Annotated in this window: 15 protein-coding genes and 1 tRNA gene; 2 read left to right on the plus strand and 14 right to left on the minus strand. The window is 68.4% G+C overall.

Going from position 1 to position 17,408, the window contains the following annotated elements:
- Positions 1-17 precede the first annotated feature (17 nt).
- The 11 genes from prmC to ACZ561_RS33140 form a co-directional block, all read right to left on the minus strand.
- Positions 18-863, minus strand: coding sequence for a peptide chain release factor N(5)-glutamine methyltransferase (gene prmC / locus ACZ561_RS33090; RefSeq protein WP_329115878.1), 846 nt, complete (start codon positions 861-863; stop codon positions 18-20).
- A 37-nt stretch (positions 864-900) separates the two neighbouring features.
- A complete protein-coding gene (gene prfA / locus ACZ561_RS33095) occupies positions 901-1,977 on the minus strand; it encodes a peptide chain release factor 1 (RefSeq protein WP_361672528.1) in 1,077 nt (358 codons plus the stop codon).
- A gap of 98 nt (positions 1,978-2,075) precedes the next feature.
- The gene (gene rpmE / locus ACZ561_RS33100) at positions 2,076-2,294 is read right to left on the minus strand and encodes a 50S ribosomal protein L31 (RefSeq protein WP_376433449.1); all 219 of its coding nucleotides are present in this window, start codon (positions 2,292-2,294) and stop codon (positions 2,076-2,078) included.
- A gap of 165 nt (positions 2,295-2,459) precedes the next feature.
- Complete coding sequence (locus ACZ561_RS33105) at positions 2,460-3,557, minus strand: LCP family protein (RefSeq protein ID WP_471002224.1); 1,098 nt, start codon at positions 3,555-3,557, stop codon at positions 2,460-2,462.
- Between the two features lie 209 nt (positions 3,558-3,766).
- Positions 3,767-5,794 (minus strand): transcription termination factor Rho, encoded by a 2,028-nt coding sequence (gene rho, locus ACZ561_RS33110; protein ID WP_471002227.1) that lies wholly within the window; start codon positions 5,792-5,794, stop codon positions 3,767-3,769.
- 385 nt (positions 5,795-6,179) lie between these two features.
- Entirely contained in the window at positions 6,180-7,097 is a 918-nt protein-coding gene (thrB, locus tag ACZ561_RS33115; protein WP_158990478.1) for a homoserine kinase, read from the minus strand.
- A 369-nt stretch (positions 7,098-7,466) separates the two neighbouring features.
- Entirely contained in the window at positions 7,467-8,537 is a 1,071-nt protein-coding gene (thrC, locus tag ACZ561_RS33120) for a threonine synthase (RefSeq protein ID WP_329115889.1), read from the minus strand.
- 6 nt (positions 8,538-8,543) lie between these two features.
- Positions 8,544-9,836 carry a homoserine dehydrogenase gene (locus ACZ561_RS33125; protein ID WP_355107956.1) on the minus strand — a complete coding sequence of 431 codons (1,293 nt, stop codon included), beginning with the start codon at positions 9,834-9,836 and terminating at the stop codon, positions 8,544-8,546.
- Between the two features lie 104 nt (positions 9,837-9,940).
- Complete coding sequence (lysA, locus tag ACZ561_RS33130) at positions 9,941-11,332, minus strand: diaminopimelate decarboxylase (RefSeq protein WP_471002233.1); 1,392 nt, start codon at positions 11,330-11,332, stop codon at positions 9,941-9,943.
- 12 nt (positions 11,333-11,344) lie between these two features.
- Positions 11,345-12,538, minus strand: a complete 1,194-nt coding sequence (gene nrtL, locus ACZ561_RS33135) for an ArgS-related anticodon-binding protein NrtL (RefSeq protein WP_471002236.1) — start codon at positions 12,536-12,538, stop codon at positions 11,345-11,347.
- Between the two features lie 124 nt (positions 12,539-12,662).
- Positions 12,663-13,121 (minus strand): response regulator, encoded by a 459-nt coding sequence (locus tag ACZ561_RS33140; RefSeq protein WP_471002566.1) that lies wholly within the window; start codon positions 13,119-13,121, stop codon positions 12,663-12,665.
- Between the two features lie 169 nt (positions 13,122-13,290).
- On the opposite strand from ACZ561_RS33140, the gene ACZ561_RS33145 reads away from it, so the two are divergent.
- Positions 13,291-13,362: transfer RNA gene (locus ACZ561_RS33145), tRNA-Arg, on the plus strand.
- 226 nt (positions 13,363-13,588) lie between these two features.
- Here the strand turns inward: ACZ561_RS33145 and ACZ561_RS33150 are convergent.
- A complete protein-coding gene (locus ACZ561_RS33150; protein WP_471002239.1) occupies positions 13,589-14,251 on the minus strand; it encodes a hypothetical protein in 663 nt (220 codons plus the stop codon).
- A 687-nt stretch (positions 14,252-14,938) separates the two neighbouring features.
- On the opposite strand from ACZ561_RS33150, the gene ACZ561_RS33155 reads away from it, so the two are divergent.
- Positions 14,939-15,784 (plus strand): S8 family serine peptidase, encoded by an 846-nt coding sequence (locus ACZ561_RS33155; RefSeq protein WP_471002569.1) that lies wholly within the window; start codon positions 14,939-14,941, stop codon positions 15,782-15,784.
- On the opposite strand, the gene ACZ561_RS33160 is transcribed toward ACZ561_RS33155, so the two are convergent.
- On the minus strand, positions 15,781-17,241 hold the full coding sequence (locus tag ACZ561_RS33160; RefSeq protein ID WP_471002242.1) for a tyrosine-type recombinase/integrase: 1,461 nt from the start codon (positions 17,239-17,241) through the stop codon (positions 15,781-15,783). The genes ACZ561_RS33155 and ACZ561_RS33160 overlap by 4 nt on opposite strands.
- Complete coding sequence (locus tag ACZ561_RS33165) at positions 17,238-17,408, minus strand: helix-turn-helix transcriptional regulator (RefSeq protein WP_356024836.1); 171 nt, start codon at positions 17,406-17,408, stop codon at positions 17,238-17,240. Before ACZ561_RS33165 ends, ACZ561_RS33160 begins: the two co-directional genes overlap by 4 nt.

Below are 17,408 nucleotides of genomic sequence, written 5' to 3' on the forward strand. Positions count from 1 at the left end.
GGTCATGGCGGTGCGGTTCACGGCATCGCCTTGCGGGCGGTGGCGAAGCGCGGCCGGTTGTTCAGGTCGGGGTGGTCGGCTGCGTCCGCCCAGCCGGCCTCCTCGTTGAAGATCCACGGCACCTGGCCGCCCTGGGTGTCCGCGTGTTCGATCACGACGAGACCCCCCGGGCGCAGCAGCCGGTGCGCGGTGCGCTCGATCCCCCGGATCGTGTCGAGGCCGTCCTCGCCGGAGAACAGCGCCATCTCCGGGTCGTGGTCCCGCGCCTCGGGCGCGACGTACTCCCACTCGGTCAGCGGGATGTACGGCGGGTTGGAGATGACCAGGTCGACCTGGCCGTCGAGCTCCGGCAGCGCGCTCAGCGCGTCGCCCTGGTGCACGGTGACCCGCGAACCCTCGGCGTTCTTACGGGTCCACACCAGCGCGTTGTCCGAGAGCTCCACGGCGTGCACGCGCGAGCGCGGCACCTCCTGCGCCATGGCGAGCGCGATCGCGCCCGAACCGGTGCACAGGTCGACGATCAGCGGCTCGACGACGTCCATGGCCCGTACGGCGTCTATGGCCCAGCCGACGACCGACTCGGTCTCCGGACGGGGCACGAAGACGCCCGGCCCGACCTGGAGCTCCAGGTAGCGGAAGAACGCCCGGCCGGTGATGTGCTGGAGCGGTTCGCGCGCCTCCCGGCGGGCGACCGCCTCCCAGTAGCGGGCGTCGAAGTCCGCGTCCTTGACGTTGTGCAGCTCCCCCCGCTTGACGCCGTGCACGAACGCGGCGAGCTCCTCCGCGTCGAAACGCGGAGAGGGAACGCCGGCGTCGGCCAGCCGCTGGGTGGCCTGGGCCACCTCGGCAAGCAGCAGGTTCACGCTGGTCCTCCGTGGTACGGGGTGGGGCTTACGGAACTTACGCGGCGGCCAGTTTCGCAGCAGAGTCGGCGTCGACGCAGGCCTGGATCATCGCGTCCAGGTCGCCGTCGAGCACCTGGTCCAAGTTGTACGCCTTGAAGCCGACGCGGTGGTCCGAGATCCGGTTTTCCGGGAAGTTGTACGTACGGATCTTCTCGGACCGGTCGACGGTACGGACCTGGCTGCGACGGGCGTCGGCGGCCTTGGACTCGGCCTCCTCCTGCGCGGCGGCGAGCAGCCGGGACCGCAGGATACGCATGGCCTGCTCCTTGTTCTGGAGCTGGCTCTTCTCGTTCTGGCAGGAGGCGACGATGCCGGTCGGCAGGTGCGTGATGCGAACCGCGGAGTCGGTCGTGTTGACGGACTGGCCGCCGGGACCGGAGGAGCGGTACACGTCGATCCGCAGGTCGTTGGCATGGATCTCGACGTCGATCTCCTCGGCCTCGGGGGTCACGAGGACACCGGCGGCGGAGGTGTGGATCCGGCCGGCCGACTCGGTGGCGGGCACGCGCTGGACACGGTGCACCCCGCCCTCGTACTTCAGCCGCGCCCAGACGCCCTGGCCGGGCTCGGTCGCGCCGTTGCCGCCCTTGGTCTTCACCGCGACCTGGACGTCCTTGTAGCCGCCGAGCTCGGACTCGGTGGAGTCGATGATCTCGGTCTTCCAGCCGACGCGCTCGGCGTAGCGCAGATACATCCGCAGCAGATCGCCGGCGAACAGGGCGGACTCGTCGCCGCCCGCGCCGGCCTTGATCTCCAGGATGACGTCCTTGTCGTCGCTGGGGTCGCGCGGGACGAGCAGCAGCCGAAGCTTGTCGGTCAGCTCCTCGCGCTGCTTCTCCAGGTCCTTGACCTCGGCCGCGAAGTCGGGGTCGTCGTGCATCAGCTCGCGGGCGGTCTCGATGTCGTCACCGTTCTGCTTCCACGAACGGTAGACGGCGACGATCGGGGTCAGCTCGGCGTAACGCTTGTTCAGCTTGCGCGCGTTGGCCTGGTCCGCGTGGACCGAAGGGTCAGCGAGCTTCTTCTCGAGATCGGCGTGCTCGCCGATCAGTTCCTCGACCGCCTCGAACATCGGGGGCTCCTGGTTTTCGTACGAACGGACTGCGGGGACGGCAAAGCGCCGGTCCGGTCCCCCCTGCGGGAGCGACCAAGGACCGGCGCAGTGACGTGCTACTTCTTGGCCGCAGCCTTGCCGAAGCGGGCCTCGAAGCGGGCGACGCGGCCGCCGGTGTCGAGGATCTTCTGCTTGCCCGTGTAGAACGGGTGGCACTCGGAGCAGACCTCGGCACGGATGGTGCCCTCGGTCAGGGTGCTACGGGTGGTGAACGACGCGCCACAGGTGCAGCTGACCTGGGTCTCGACGTACTGGGGGTGGATCTCGCGCTTCAAGGTGTCTCCTAGTTTCGGGAGGGCGCCGGGTCGCCGTGCGGATTGCACCTGCGTGAACCGGAGCCGACGTACCAGTCTGCCAGGACCGGCCGTATCTCCCAAAACCGGGTCCGTGGTGAAACTATTCCGGGCGGTCGAGGGGCGTACGCCCGGCCTTGCGGAGGGCTACTTCACGACTCCGTCGGCCTGCCCCGTGGCCGTGTCCTTCGTCGCGGAGGCGGGAATGGGCTTGTCGGCCTTGAGTGCCTGCCAGACCTGCTGCGACTGGGTTTCCAGCGGTAGGACGCGGTTCGGGTCGGCGGGGTCGTACCGGACCGGCATCGTGACCATGTGGACGTCCTCGGCGCCGATCTTCGAGAGCCCCTTGGCGAAGCCCATGAGCTCGTTGACGGAGTCCAGCTCGGAGTCGGGCGTGATGGCCTTGGTGGCCGTGTCCGCGATGTCCAGGAGCTTCTTGGGGTTGGTGAGGACGCCGACGTCCTTGACCTGCTCGATGAACGCCTTCATGAAGGCCTGCTGGAGCTGGATGCGGCCGAGGTCGCTGCCGTCGCCGACGGTCTTTCGGGTGCGGACCAGGCCGAGGGACTGCTCACCGTCGAGAGTGTGGGTGCCCGGCTCGAGGTCGAGGTGGCTCTTGTCGTCCGTGATGCGCTGCGTCGTGGTGACGTCCACGCCGCCGAGCTTGTCGATCAGCTTGGTGAAGCCGGTGAAGTCGACCTCGATGTAGTGGTCCATGCGGATGCCGGACATCGACTCGACGGTCTTCACCGCGCAGGCCGGGCCGCCGACCTCGTACGCGGTGTTGAACATCGCGCGCTTCTCGCCGGCGACGGCGTTCCCCTGCCCGTCGGTGCAGGCGGGCCGCGCGACGAGGGTGTCGCGCGGTACGGAGACGACGCTGGCCTTCTTGTGGCCCTCGTAGACGTGGACGATCATCGCGGTGTCGGAGCGAGCCCCGCCCTCGTCCTTGCCGTACGCGCCGTTGTCGCCGGAGCGGGAGTCGGAGCCGAGGACGAGGATGTCCATCGAGCCGTTGTCGACGTTCTCGGGGCGTTCGGTGCCGAGCTGGGCGTTGATGTCGACGCCCTTGAGGTTGCCGTCCAGCTTGAAGTAGACGTAGCCGAGTCCGGAGCCGCCGACCACGACGAGCACGGCCGCGCCCCAGGCGGCGACGGTCACCGCGCGCCGGCCCTTGGTGGGCGGCTTGCGCCGGCGGCCGTTGCCGCCGCCTGGTATTCGGGCTCCCCAGCTCTGCTGACTCATCTGCTACCTCAGGTCCTAGTTTCACCTTCTGTGACGGCGAAGCGCCCAAAAGGGTTGCATAGGAACCTGTGAGGTTTCGAAGAGCGACGGACCGCAACGCACCGCGCCCACCGTGCGAGGCACGGTGGGCGCGGTGACGTTTGTCCAGGTCACGGCGGGGTTACGACCCCAGGGGCAGGCTCCCCGCCGTGTGACGGACGTCTCTGGAGTCAGTCGTTGTTGCCGGCTCCGGGAGTCGTCTTCTGGATCTGGAGCAGGAACTCGCCGTTCGACTTCGTCTGCTTCATCTTGTCGAGGAGCAGCTCGATCGCCTGCTGCTGGTCGAGCGCGTGCAGCACACGGCGCAGCTTCCAGGTGACGGCGAGCTCGTCGCTGCCGAGCAGGATCTCTTCCTTACGCGTACCCGAGGCGTCGACGTCGACGGCCGGGAAGATGCGCTTGTCGGCGAGCTTCCGGTCGAGCTTGAGCTCCATGTTGCCGGTGCCCTTGAACTCCTCGAAGATCACCTCGTCCATGCGCGAGCCGGTGTCGACCAGCGCGGTGGCCAGGATGGTCAGCGAGCCGCCGTCCTCGATGTTGCGCGCGGCACCGAAGAAGCGCTTCGGCGGGTAGAGCGCGGTCGAGTCGACACCACCGGACAGGATGCGGCCGGAGGCCGGCGCCGCGAGGTTGTACGCGCGGCCCAGGCGGGTGATCGAGTCGAGCAGGACGACCACGTCGTGACCCAGCTCCACGAGACGCTTGGCGCGCTCGATGGCCAGCTCGGCGACCGTGGTGTGGTCCTCGGCCGGGCGGTCGAAGGTCGAGGAGATGACCTCGCCCTTGACCGACCGCTGCATGTCGGTGACCTCTTCCGGACGCTCGTCGACCAGGACGACCATCAGGTGGCACTCGGGGTTGTTGTGCGTGATCGCGTTGGCGATCGCCTGCATGATCATGGTCTTGCCGGTCTTCGGCGGGGCCACGATCAGGCCTCGCTGGCCCTTGCCGATCGGCGACACGAGGTCGATGATCCGCGTGGTCAGCACGCCCGGGTCGGTCTCCAGACGGAGCCGGTCCTGCGGGTAGAGCGGGGTCAGCTTGTTGAACTCCGGGCGGCCACGGCCGGAATCGGCGGCCATGCCGTTCGAGGAGTCCAGGCGGACCAGCGCGTTGAACTTCTCGCGACGCTCGCCCTCCTTCGGCTGACGCACGGCACCGGTGACGTGGTCACCCTTGCGCAGGCCGTTCTTGCGGACCTGGGCGAGAGAGACGTACACGTCGTTCGGGCCGGGCAGGTAGCCGGAGGTCCGGATGAACGCGTAGTTGTCGAGGATGTCGAGGATGCCCGCGACGGGGATCAGGACATCGTCGTCCGACACCTGCGGCTCGCCGGTCGCGAAGTCGTCGCGGCCACGACGGCCACGGCGGTCGCGGTAGCGGCCGCGACGGCCACGACGGCCGCCCTCGTCGTCGAAGTCGTCCTGCGGGCCGGTGTTCGGCTGCTGGCCGCCCTGACGCTGCTGACGCTGGCCTCCCTGGCCACCGCCCTGCTGGTCGTCGCCCTTGCCGCGGTCACGGCGGTCGCGCTGACGGTCGCCGCGGTCACGGCGCTCCCCGCGCTCGCCCCGCTCGCCGCGGTCACGGCGGCCGCGACCCTCGGCGGTGTCGACGGCGGCGTCGGCCTTGGCGTCGGCGGACGTGTCCGTACGGGCCTCGGTTCGGGCCTCGGCCTTGGCCTCGGTCTTCACGGCCTGGGCCGTCTCGGCCTTGGCCTCGCCCTCCGGGCTGCCGGCGGGCGCGGTGGCCCGGCGGCGGCGGCGCTCGCCGGCCGGCTGGTCGTCGGAGGCGGGCTGGCCGGGGATGTCGATCTGCTGCTGGGCGACGGCCTTCTCGGCCTTCTCCGCCTTGGGGGCAGCGGTCTCGGCGGCGCCCTCGGCCGTGCGGGCCTTGGAGGTGGCGCGGCGCTTCGGCTTGGTCTCAGCCGTGTCGGCTGCGGCCTTGGCGGGGGCGGAAGAACCGCCACCTGCCTGCGCCTCCTTGATGACCTCGATCAGCTGGCTCTTGCGCATCCGCGCGGTGCCCCTGATGCCGAGGCCGGACGCGACCTGCTGCAGCTCGGCCAGGACCATGCCCTCGAGGCCGGTGCCGGAGCGGCGGCGCCGTGCGGTGGTGCCAGTGGCAGCACCTGCGGCGGGCGCGGCGTTGTCGACATTGCTGTCGGCAGTCACGCCCATCAGATCGGTGGTGTCGCTCACGAAGGGTCCTTCCCTGGAGCGGACGTCGGCCATCTGGCTCGGCGACCGGTTGTGCTGTCCGGCAGCGGTCCTGGCTTGTGGACCGTGTCGGGGCGGTGGTCCCGCCGGGTACGGCGGAAGAGAAAAAGACGTGCTGTGGGTCCGGCCCGAGGCCCCCTGCTCGGCCCTCACCTGGGAAGAGCGAGGGGTGTCGTGCCGGTTCCGGAGCGTGCTCGAAACTGCTCAGGCAGGCTGCTCAGGCAGTTGGGGAGGCTCCCGGAAGAATCGGTGGTCCCGGATGGGGACACTCAGCACCGCGCCTCAAAGGCGCCGGGTGCTGACTTGAGGTTAACACTACCGGCTCCAACAAACATTCCCCCTCTCCATCACCGGCAATCACGTGTCCCTACGGCGCGAGCGGCAGAACACTCGCTCCGGACACGTCGAGATCGAGCCGGTTCGCGGCCCATCCCTCTCCCGCCAGCCGGGCGACCTTGTCGGCCGTCCCGTGTTCGGCCAGCGCGAGCACCGTGGGGCCCGCGCCGGAGATGACCGCGGGGACTCCGTCCGCCCGCAGCCGGTTCACAAGGGCGATGCTCTCGGGCATCGCAGGGGCCCGGTACTCCTGGTGCAGCCGGTCCTCCGTGGCCGCGAGCAGCAGCTCGGGGCGGCGGGTCAGCGCCTCCACGAGGAGCGCGGCACGCCCGGCGTTGGCCGCGGCGTCGACGTGCGGGACGGTGCGCGGCAGCAGACCGCGGGCGGTCTCGGTCAGGACGGGCTTCCCGGGGACGAAAACCACCGGAACGATGGAATCCGAGGGATCCATCCTGATCGCCCGCGCGGCACCGGACTCGGTCCAGGCGAGCGTGAAGCCGCCGAGAAGACAGGCGGCGACGTTGTCGGGGTGCCCCTCGATCTCCGTGGCGAGCTCCAGGAGGGCCGCCTCGTCGAGGCGGGCGTCGCCGCCTATGGTCACGGCGCGGGCGGCGACGATGCCGGCACAGATGGCGGCGGAGGAGGAGCCGAGGCCGCGGCCGTGCGGGATGCGGTTGGCACAGACGACCTCGAGGCCGCGCGGCTGCCCGCCGAGCAGGTCGAAGGCCGTGCGCAGGGAGCGTACGAGCAGGTGGCTCTCGTCGCGCGGGAGCGTGTCGGCGCCCTCTCCGGCGATGTCGATGTGCAGCCCGGAGTCGGCGACCCGGACGACGACGTCGTCGTAGAGCCCCAGCGACAGGCCGAAGGCATCGAAGCCCGGGCCGAGGTTGGCGCTGGTGGCGGGAACGCGCACCCGTACGGCGGCGGCGCGGAACGCGGGACCGGCCATCGCTCGATGACTCTCCTTGACTTGCGACAACGGGATTTCAAGAGAAGTACACGGAAACCCGGGGGCCGCTTCTGCCTCGGGGGCGACAACGGCAACGACACCGCGCATATGCAACGGGGCGGGTTGGGTACAGCCTATCGAAGGAAGGTTCTGTGGCGACATAGGGCGCACAGGAGGCGCACGATGCGTGTCGCGAGCCATCCTGTGCGCCTATGTACGTTCCTGATCGGGTTTCACCCGGTGGCCCCTCCGTTCGGAGGGGCCGAATCAGGCCAGGCAGAGGTGGATCAGGCCAGATCAAGAGGCCGATCGGGCCGGGCGGGGCGGATCGGCCTCTTGCACCGAGTCCGATCACGCCGGGCGGACCGATCAGATCAGGCCGAGGCGCTCCGCGGCGGTCGCCGCGTCGACCGGGACGGTGACCGGCTGGGGTGCGCCGGCGACGGCCCAGTCGGGGTCCTTCAGGCCGTTGCCGGTGACCGTGCAGACGATCCGCTGGCCCGGGTCGACCTTGCCCTGCTCGGCGGCCTTCAGCAGACCGGCCACGGACGCGGCGGAGGCGGGCTCGACGAAGACACCCTCCTGAGAGGCCAACAGCCGGTAGGCGCGCAGGATCTCACGGTCCGTCACCTCGTCGATGAAGCCGCCGGACTCGTCCCGCGCGGCGATCGCGAAGTCCCAGGAGGCCGGGTTTCCGATCCGGATCGCGGTGGCGATGGTCGACGGGTCCTTGACGACCTCGCCGCGCACGAGCGGCGCGGAGCCGGAGGCCTGGAAGCCCCACATCCGCGGGGTGTGCGTCGCCAGACCGTCCGCGGCGTACTCCCGGTACCCCTTCCAGTACGCCGTGATGTTGCCGGCGTTGCCCACGGGCAGGACGTGGATGTCGGGGGCGTCGCCCAGCATGTCCACGATCTCGAACGCGGCGGTCTTCTGGCCCTCGATACGGACCGGGTTCACCGAATTGACCAGCGCCACCGGGTAGTTCTCGGAGAGCGCGCGGGCCAGGGTGAGGCAGTCGTCGAAGTTGCCGTCGACCTGGAGGATCTTCGCGCCGTGCACGAGGGCCTGGCCCATCTTGCCGAGCGCGATCTTGCCCTGCGGCACGAGGACGGCGGACACCATCCCGGCGCGTACCGCGTAAGCCGCCGCGGACGCCGAGGTGTTGCCGGTGGAGGCGCAGATGACGGCCTGCGCGCCCTCCTCCTTGGCCTTGGAGATGGCCATGGTCATGCCGCGGTCCTTGAAGGAACCGGTGGGGTTGGCGCCCTCGACCTTGAGGTGCACCTCGCAGCCCGTGCGCTCGGAGAGGACCTGAGCGGGGACGAGCGGCGTGCCGCCCTCACGGAGCGTGACGACGGGCGTCGTGTCCGTGACCGGAAGGCGGTCCCGGTACTCCTCGATGATGCCGCGCCACTGGTGGGTGCCCTTGCTGGTCATGGGTCCTTACTCCCCTTCAACACGCATGATGCTGGCGACACCGCGCACGGTGTCGAGCTTGCGCAGCGCCTCGACGGTCCCGGAGAGGGCGGCGTCGGGCGCGCGGTGGGTGACGACGACGAGGGAGGCCTCGCCGTCCTTGCCCTGCTGGCGCACCGTATCGATGGATACGCCGTGCTCGGCGAAGACCGTCGCGACCTGGGCGAGTACGCCAGGCTTGTCGGCCACGTCGAGGCTGATGTGGTACCGCGTCACGACCTCGCCCATGGGGCTCACGGGCAGCTGGGTGTACGCGGACTCGCCGGGGCCGGTGGCCTCGTTGAGCTTGTTGCGGCACACGGCGACCAGGTCGCCGAGGACGGCCGAGGCGGTCGGAGAACCGCCGGCGCCGGGGCCGTAGAACATGAGCCGCCCGGCGGCCTCCGCCTCGACGAAGACCGCGTTGTAGGCCTCGCGGACGGAGGCGAGCGGGTGGCTCAGCGGGATCATCGCAGGGTGCACACGCGCGGTGACGGAGCCGCCGTCGGCGGAGCGCTCACAGATGGCGAGCAGCTTGATGGTGCAGCCCATGCGCTTGGCCGAGGCGAAGTCGGCCGCGGTGACCTCGGTCATGCCCTCGCGGTAGACGTCGTCGAGGCGCACGCGGGTGTGGAAGGCGATCCCGGCGAGGATGGCGGCCTTGGCGGCGGCGTCGAAGCCCTCGACGTCGGCGGTCGGGTCGGCCTCGGCGTACCCGAGGGCGGTGGCCTCGTCGAGCGCTTCCGAGTACCCGGCACCATTGGTGTCCATCCGGTCGAGGATGAAGTTGGTGGTCCCGTTGACGATGCCCATCACGCGGTTGATCTTGTCGCCGGCGAGGGACTCGCGCAGCGGCCGGATGAGCGGGATGGCGCCCGCGACGGCGGCCTCGTAGTACAGGTCCTGGCCGTGCTGGTCGGCGGAGGCGTAGAGGCTCGCGCCGTCCTGGGCGAGGAGCGCCTTGTTGGCGGAGACGACGGAGGCGCCGTGCTCGAAGGCGGTGGTGATCAGGGTGCGGGCGGGCTCGACCCCGCCGATGACCTCGACGACGACGTCGATGTCGCCCCGTTTGACCAGGGCGGTGGCGTCGGTGGTGATCAGCTCCGCGGGGATGCCCTCACGGACCTTGTCCGGGCGGCGGACCGCCACGCCGGCGAGCTCGACCGGGGCGCCGATGCGCGCGGCGAGGTCGTCGGCGTGCGTCGTCATGATGCGCGCCACCTCTGAGCCGACCACACCACAGCCCAGCAGCGCCACCTTCAGCGGACGCGTACGCATCATCCGACCTCGTTTCTCGTACTACTTCGTATCTCTACGGTTGGACCAGTCTCACTCACCGGACGAGGGTTTCTGTCCCTCGTCCGGATCCTGAGACGCTTATTTCATCACCCGACATCGAGACGCAGGAGATCTTCCTCCGTCTCACGCCGGACGATCACCTTCGCCTCGCCGTCGCGCACAGCGACGACGGGCGGGCGGAGTGCGTGGTTGTAGTTGCTGGCCATGGAGCGGCAGTACGCCCCGGTGGCCGGTACGGCGATGAGATCGCCGGGGGCGATGTCGGCGGGCAGGAACGCGTCCCGTACGACGATGTCGCCACTCTCGCAGTGCTTGCCGACGACGCGGGTGAGCATGGGCTCGGCGTCACTCGTCCGCGACACCAGGGCGACGCTGTACTCGGCGTCGTACAGCGCGGTGCGGATGTTGTCCGACATGCCGCCGTCGACGCTGACGTACGTCCGCAGCCCTTCGAGGGGCTTGACGGTGCCGACCTCGTACAGGGTGAAGGCGGTGGGTCCGACGATGGCGCGTCCGGGCTCGACGGAGATGCGCGGCGTACGGAGTCCCGCCGCCTCGCACTCACGGGTGACGATCTCGGTGAGGGCCTTGGCGATGTGGTGCGGCTCGCGGGGGTCGTCCTCGGAGGTGTAGGCGATACCGAGGCCGCCGCCGAGGTCGATCTCGGGGAGCTCGACGCCGTGCTCGTCGCGTACCTCGGCGAGCAGCTGGACGACGCGACGGGCGGACACCTCGAAGCCCGCCATGTCGAAGATCTGCGACCCGATGTGCGAGTGAATGCCGATGAGCTCGAGCCCGTCGAGCCTGAGGGTCCTGCGGACGGCCTCGGCGGCCTGTCCTCCGGCGAGGGCGATGCCGAACTTCTGGTCCTCGTGGGCGGTGGCGATGAACTCGTGCGTGTGGGCCTCGACGCCGACCGTCACCCGGATCTGCACGCGCTGCCGCTTGCCGAGGGACTGGGCGATGTGGGCGACGCGGACGATCTCCTGGAAGGAGTCGAGGACGATGCGCCCGACGCCGACCTCGACGGCGCGCTGGATCTCTTCCTGGGACTTGTTGTTCCCGTGGAAGGCGATGCGCTCGGCGGGCATCCCGGCAGACAGGGCGGTGGTCAGCTCGCCGCCGGAACAGACGTCCAGATTCAGCCCCTCCTCCTTCAGCCACCGCACGACGGCGCGGGAGAGGAAGGCCTTGCCGGCGTAGAAGACGTCGGCGTCCGTGCCGAAGGCGTCGGCCCAGGCGCGGCAGCGGGCACGGAAGTCGGCCTCGTCGAGGAAGTACGCGGGGGTGCCGAACTGCTCGCGGAGCTCGTCGACTCCGATGCCGCCGACGGAGACGACGCCGCGGTCGTCGCGCTCGACGGTCCTGGCCCAGACCTTGGGGTCGAGGAGGTTCAGGTCGGAGGGCGGGGCGGTGTAGTGCCCTTCGGGGAGGACGTCGGCGTGACGGGGCCCGGCGGGGTGGGCGGAACGGCTCATGTCTGCAATCTTTCAAATCTGGTCGGGTGCGCTGATGCCGAGCAGGGAGAGGCCACCGGCGAGCACCACCCCGGCGGCTTCGGCGAGCGCGAGCCGGGATCGATGGGCGGCCGAGGGTTTCTCGTCGCCGAGGGGCAGGACGGTGTGCTGGAAGTCGAGCAGCGCATCGGCGACGACTTCGAGGTGCCGGGCGACCCGATCGGGGGCACGGTGGCGAGCGGCGCCGGCGAGGACGACGGGGTGGTCGCCGAGGGCGCGGGTGAGGACGGGGGCGTCGTCGGGGGTGGCGACGGCGGGGGTGCCGGCGTCTTGGACGGCGGGGGCGGGGTCGGGCCGGCTGGAGAACTGGAGCTGCTCGGCATTACGAAGGAGGGCGCGGGTACGGGAGTGGGCGTACCGGACGCGGAAGAGGGGGTTGTCCTCGTGCTGACGGAGGAGCTCGTCACCGAGCCGGGCCCGGTCGTGCGAGGCGGCGGAGAGGAGCCCCCAACGGGCGGCGTCGACGCCGAGACGGCGGACGAGGCCGCGGGGCGAGTCGGGAACGGGAAGGGGCGCGATGTCGGCGGGAAGGCTCTGCTCGCCTCGGTGGCTTTGCTCGCCTCGGTCCTCGACCCGCACGCCGAGGAGGGCCCAGTCGGGGTCGGGGACGCCCTGGCAGTGGGTGCGGACGGGGATGCCCTGGGAGGCGAGGATGCGCTGCACGGAGTCGGCGGTGACGGCGGCGCGGAGATCGGCGCGGTGGACAAGTTCGTGTCCGGTCCGGTGTCGGGTCCCGTGACCGGTCCGGTCTCCGGTCTGGTGTCGGGCCGGGTCTCCGGTTCGGTCTCCGGTCTGGTGTCGGGCCGGGTCGGGCCGGTGCCACCCGTACCGGTGACCCTGGCGGAGGATCTCGCGCACGAGGTCCTGCTGCGCCCCCTGGCGCAGGGTGAAGTTGAGGAACCCGGGCCCGGTGATGTCGACGGCGGCGAGCTCGGGGCTGTGGTGGAGCCGGTCCCGGAGAATGGCGGCCACATCGAGGGGCGTGCGCCGAGCCGCGCGAGCGAGGGTCAGGGCCACATTGCTGGCGTAGTCCCCACGCCCGCCGGGCCGGGGCCGCTCGATCTTGATGTGCCGGGGCAGGTCTCCGCCGTCGACCCGCAGCGCACCGTCGTCGACCGCACGGCGCACGGCGTGCAGCACGGTGAGGGAGAGGTCCGCGGGGGTCACGGGACAAGCGTATGGGAGAAGGGGGGTCGGAACGCGAACCGGTTTCGCAATGCGGGCAGGAGGGGGCGGGCGCATGGGCGGGTCGCGCTCACCGACGACCCCAGCCCATGTGGCAGCCCACGCCCTAATGGGACCCGCTGGGGCTGCCGGCGCGTCCGGCCCCGTGTCTGCCGTCTACGGCAGAAGGCCCCTCCTGTGCGTCACGCCGCTCGCCGCGCTCCCGGTGCATGAGCTGCCGCACGACGCGGACGAGCTCTGCGGGCTCGAAGGGCTTGGCGAGGAACGCGTCGACGCCGACCGCGACACCGCTGTCCATCTCGTGCTGCGTACAGGCACTGACGATGGCTACGGGCACATGACTGGTCCGCGGATCGGACCGCAGTTTCTCGGCGGTACGCAACCCGTCCAAGCGGGGCATGACGACGTCGAGGGTGACGACATCAGGACAGACCTGATGCACGACATCCAGACACTCGGCACCATCGGCCGCGGTCACGACCTCGAACCCCTCGAGTTCGAGATTGACCCTGATCAACTGCCGGATCACCCGGTTGTCATCGACAACGAGCACCCGACCGGACACGCCTGACACACAGACGAGAGTAGGTCGCGGGAAGGGGCTGCGTCCGGGTTTTGCCCACTTCCGACCCGTGAGGGGGAACGAGGGGTCGGTGACGCGACGGAAATACCTGTTCACAGGCACTGCTCGGATGCTGGTAGGGTTCTACCCGTCGCCGCCGAACACGGCGGACGCCCCCGTAGCTCAGGGGATAGAGCAACGGCCTCCGGAGCCGTGTGCGCAGGTTCGAATCCTGCCGGGGGCACTTGCCCAGGATCAGCAAAAATCAAGCGCTGACCAGGGCGGATGCCGAAGGAAGAGGGCGGGAGTCAGTCTCACTGACTCCCGCCCTCTCTGGCTGTCCATCGCCATTCCCGTGTGAGCAGCGTGTGAGGCAGCGGCCATCAATGAACTGAATGCCACCCGCCGCAACTGGGTCACCACGTCGAGACAGGCGCCTTGCTCCGCGATCAGGCGGAAGCCGCGGAGCGCTAGGACTTGCAGGAGCCCACGTTCTTGACGGCCTTGAGGTCCGTCCCTTTGATCGCTTCAATCCCACCGCTTTGGCGTCTGACCCGCAGTTCGCCATCAGTCGTGGTATCGACGACCTTGCCGCACACCTGCGAGTCGTCCTGGCGCGTCACTTGCACTTGAGGCACTGGAGTATCCCGAGGCGAAAACCAGATACACCCGATGGCCACGACCAAGCCGACCAGTGAAAGCAAGGAAAGGCGCACACCGTTCTTGAGATCACCCAAGGCTGTCCTGAGGTAGCCACGGCGCCCTTCGAACCACTTGGTCAGGAGTTCGTCGTTGCTGATGTCAACGTCCGTCGGCCACCCGAATGCCGCCCGGTAAACCAGCACAATCGCCCATGCGGCCGTGCCGACAGCAAGCCCGGCAGCCACCCCGGCAACCACACGAGTCTCCGTTTGCGTGCCGACGAACGTGTCCTTGCCCACCACAAGGCCGGCCAGACCGAACAGGCCGAATAGCGCCGTCACGCCCGCGATCCACTTCTCCGCCGAGGACCGCAGTTTGCCTTCTTCAGTCGCCACCAGTTCCTGCGCCGCACGCGCCGCTGCAAGCAAGGAAGCGTCCGAAGCAGCTCGCACTTGCTGGCCCTGCGGTCTGGGATCAAGAGCAACGCTCACGAGCCACCATCTGCCGCAGCTGGGCCAATGGCCAGGCGGATCTGCGGTGTCCGTGTGATCTTGTCCGCAAGCGCACTCACAGACTCTGGTCATACGAGCCGACGGAGGCAGATTCGGCGGCGCCCCTCCAGCGCCCGCAGCCAGACGGTCCATCACGTGACCTTGCACGGGCTGCACGGTGTCGTGCCCACAGCTCGGGCAGGAACCGTTGACCCGCAGGATCTTCCCCGCATCATTCCTGACGGGCGTCCACTCAGCCAATTCGTCGTCGGTGACCGGATATTGCTCGGGCCTGTACTTCACACTGGCATCTGGCATGGGATCAGGTTGCAGACTTAGGCGCAGCGGGGGCTACTCCATTGCTCCTAATGGCGGAGCCGGGAGTGCTCGCCACGTGAGCAAGAACTACGTTGCCCTCAGAAGTGGAGGAAACCCATGTGCGAAGATACAGAAGAATACTCAACGGTCGTGGGACCACTAGGGCAAATTCAATGGCTCCTGGAGATTTGGTCTCGCCTAGACACGCCGCGGCGCCTGGAAATCGACCGACCTCGCCTTATCGACCTTGCCTCAATCGATGAGCGCACAGCTTCCAGATTCACCCAGGAGTTTAGCCCCGCAATCGCCGTCGCTCATCATCGGCGCCACATCGGAATTCAGGCTACTGCACAATTGCAGGCCGAGATGATGACGTCCCCATTCCCGCCTTTCGAACGATTCCCGCCCTTCGGACCCCCTTACTTGACTCATCTGCTATGGGAGCCAGGATTCCAGTTGCAGGCAACACAGGGAGGCAGCGGCATCCCCGACCCGTTCGACGCAGGCAAGCTTAGCGACCTCGTTAATAGCAAGCCAAGCATCCCTAGTACGAGGCGGGCCGCAGGCCATCGGGTTGCCGTTCTAGACACCGGAGTCCGTGGAGCAGTCACCGGCATGGTGGACTTCCTCGACTGCGATCAGCATGGCGTTCGAGTGGTGGCAGCAGACGACCCGCACGGACACGGAACAGCGGTTGCCAAAGTCATCGAGGCGGTCGAAGGTAGCGCGATCATCCACCCACTCCGGGTCCTCAATAAGGACAAAGTAGGCCAGTCCTACGAAGTGCTCTGCGGTCTAATGCATGCCCTCTGGTCGGGTCAATACGACTTGATCAACGCCAGCTTGAGTACTCAGCTCTCGGAGTCATGTGATACCTCGATGGGCAGGAGCATCGACTACACGGTGCGCTATTGCACACAGGCTGTCGATACACCCGTATTGGTGGCCGCTGCGGGCAACGGAAACGGCGCAAATAGCGGTTACCCAGCGCGCGTCCCCGAGTCCATTGTCGCCCTTGCGCTCGACATGCAGGGCGCACTAGCGCCGTACAACTCCACACCGCCTCAGGGGGCAACCACGGAATCGGCCTATGGAGGGAGCGACAGCGACAGCCTCGGCGACTTGAACCCGATGACTGGTCTGACTGGCCCGGCCGCCAGTCTGTGGGGCACCTCATTCGCTGCCGCTGTCGTCTCCGGCGCGTACCTCCCCTAACTCTCCCAGCCCATGACTTGTTCGATCTTCTTGTTGTTCTCCTCCGCGCTGTTGTCGATGCAGCCGGCATAGCGGCGGTGAATGACCTCTGGAGAGTTGCCGGCGCGCCGGGCCACCTCCGCCACGGGGAGGCCCGCACGAAGCCAGTTCGTGATGCACGTGGCCCGCAGGTCGTACGGCTTGCGGGCAAGCAGCGATCTCGCCTTGTCCGGCGGGAACGCGAGCGGGCGAGCCTCCTGCCACACGCGCCAATAGCTTGAGGTCCCCAGCATGCCGCCTCGCTCGTTGGGGAAGAGTCGGCCATCCTTGGCCGTCCCGAATTCGTTCCAGTGCGCCCTGAGCATTGCCACAAGGACAGGCGGAATCGGTACGGGCCGGTCAGCGCCAGGATCCCTCGACTTCAGTCCCCGCTTGTCGTGACGATCCCCCGAGTCGGTCCACTTCTTTCCGGAGATAGGGCGCGTCTCGCGAAGTGTGAGAGTCCCCCAGCCTTGTTCGGGAAGGTGACAGTCATCTGATCGCAGCCCAACGACTTCCGCTGGCCGCATCGCCGCGTACAGCATGCAGCCGAAGAAGGCGACAAGGCGCCTTCCACGATTGCGATACACCGAACCAATATAGGAGACGGCCGTGAGGAGTTGCCGTCCCTGCACTTCGTTGACCAAGACTCGCGGGTCCACGGCATCAGTTCCTCGGGAGTTGGGCCGCTTTACCCCGGCGAGCGGGTTCTCGTCGAGATACCCCTCCTGGATCGCATACTCCATCGCTGTGTTGAAACCGCGACGGCGCCGCTTGTAAGTATCCGAGGCGGCAGGAGCGTCGTCGAGCTTGAACGACAGTCGGTAGTGGACGTCACGCACAACCTTGGAGTCATGGAGAGCCGACAGGGGAAGAGAGTGGTTCGCCAGCCACGCACAGGCTTTCTCCAAGTCCGGCGGAGGCTCTTCATCCTTGTGAGCCGGTACGACGGCCCACCGTACGGCGCGCCGCACGTCCTCAAGCTCCGGCGCCCCGGGGATGTCCCCCATCATGCCGAGAGCTGCGGTAGCGAGACTGTCCGCCAGCCCCTCACGCGTCTTCGCCGCGGCAGTGCGCCAACGCATTGCCATGTACTCGCGAGAGAAGTCCCACCATGACGGGTCCGGCTTGGTACTCGCCTTCTCTGCTGCTGCCCGAAGATCCGATTCGGGCAGCCCAGTTTCTACATCGAAGGCTTCGCCCTTGCGCATGGCTCGCCAGAGCTCCGAACGGCGGCTCTCGGCAAGCGCCGACGTCGTGAAAGTCGCGTGGCGAACTCTCCCAGCAACCACCCAACGCAGTTGGTAGGGCGCTGTCTTGCTGGAAATCTTGCTGACTTTCCAGACACGGACGTCAGTGGAAAGCGTGGGCTCTTCGGGCCCGGCCGGGCACTCGCTCTTACGAGCGCCCGACCTTGCGCCGGTCTTGCGGTCAATCACGCGGCTTCCTCCAGAGCTGCAATCCAGCGCTCCAACTCCGAACGGCGAATGCGTACGGCGCCGTTCGGGAGCTTGATTGCCTTCGGTCCTTTCCTGAGCTGTCGCCAGCGGTAGAAGGTCGAGAGGGGCACGCCGATTTCCTCGACAACTTCGGAGATCGTGAGCAT

It is taken from the genome of Streptomyces sp. NPDC039609 (assembly GCF_055596705.1).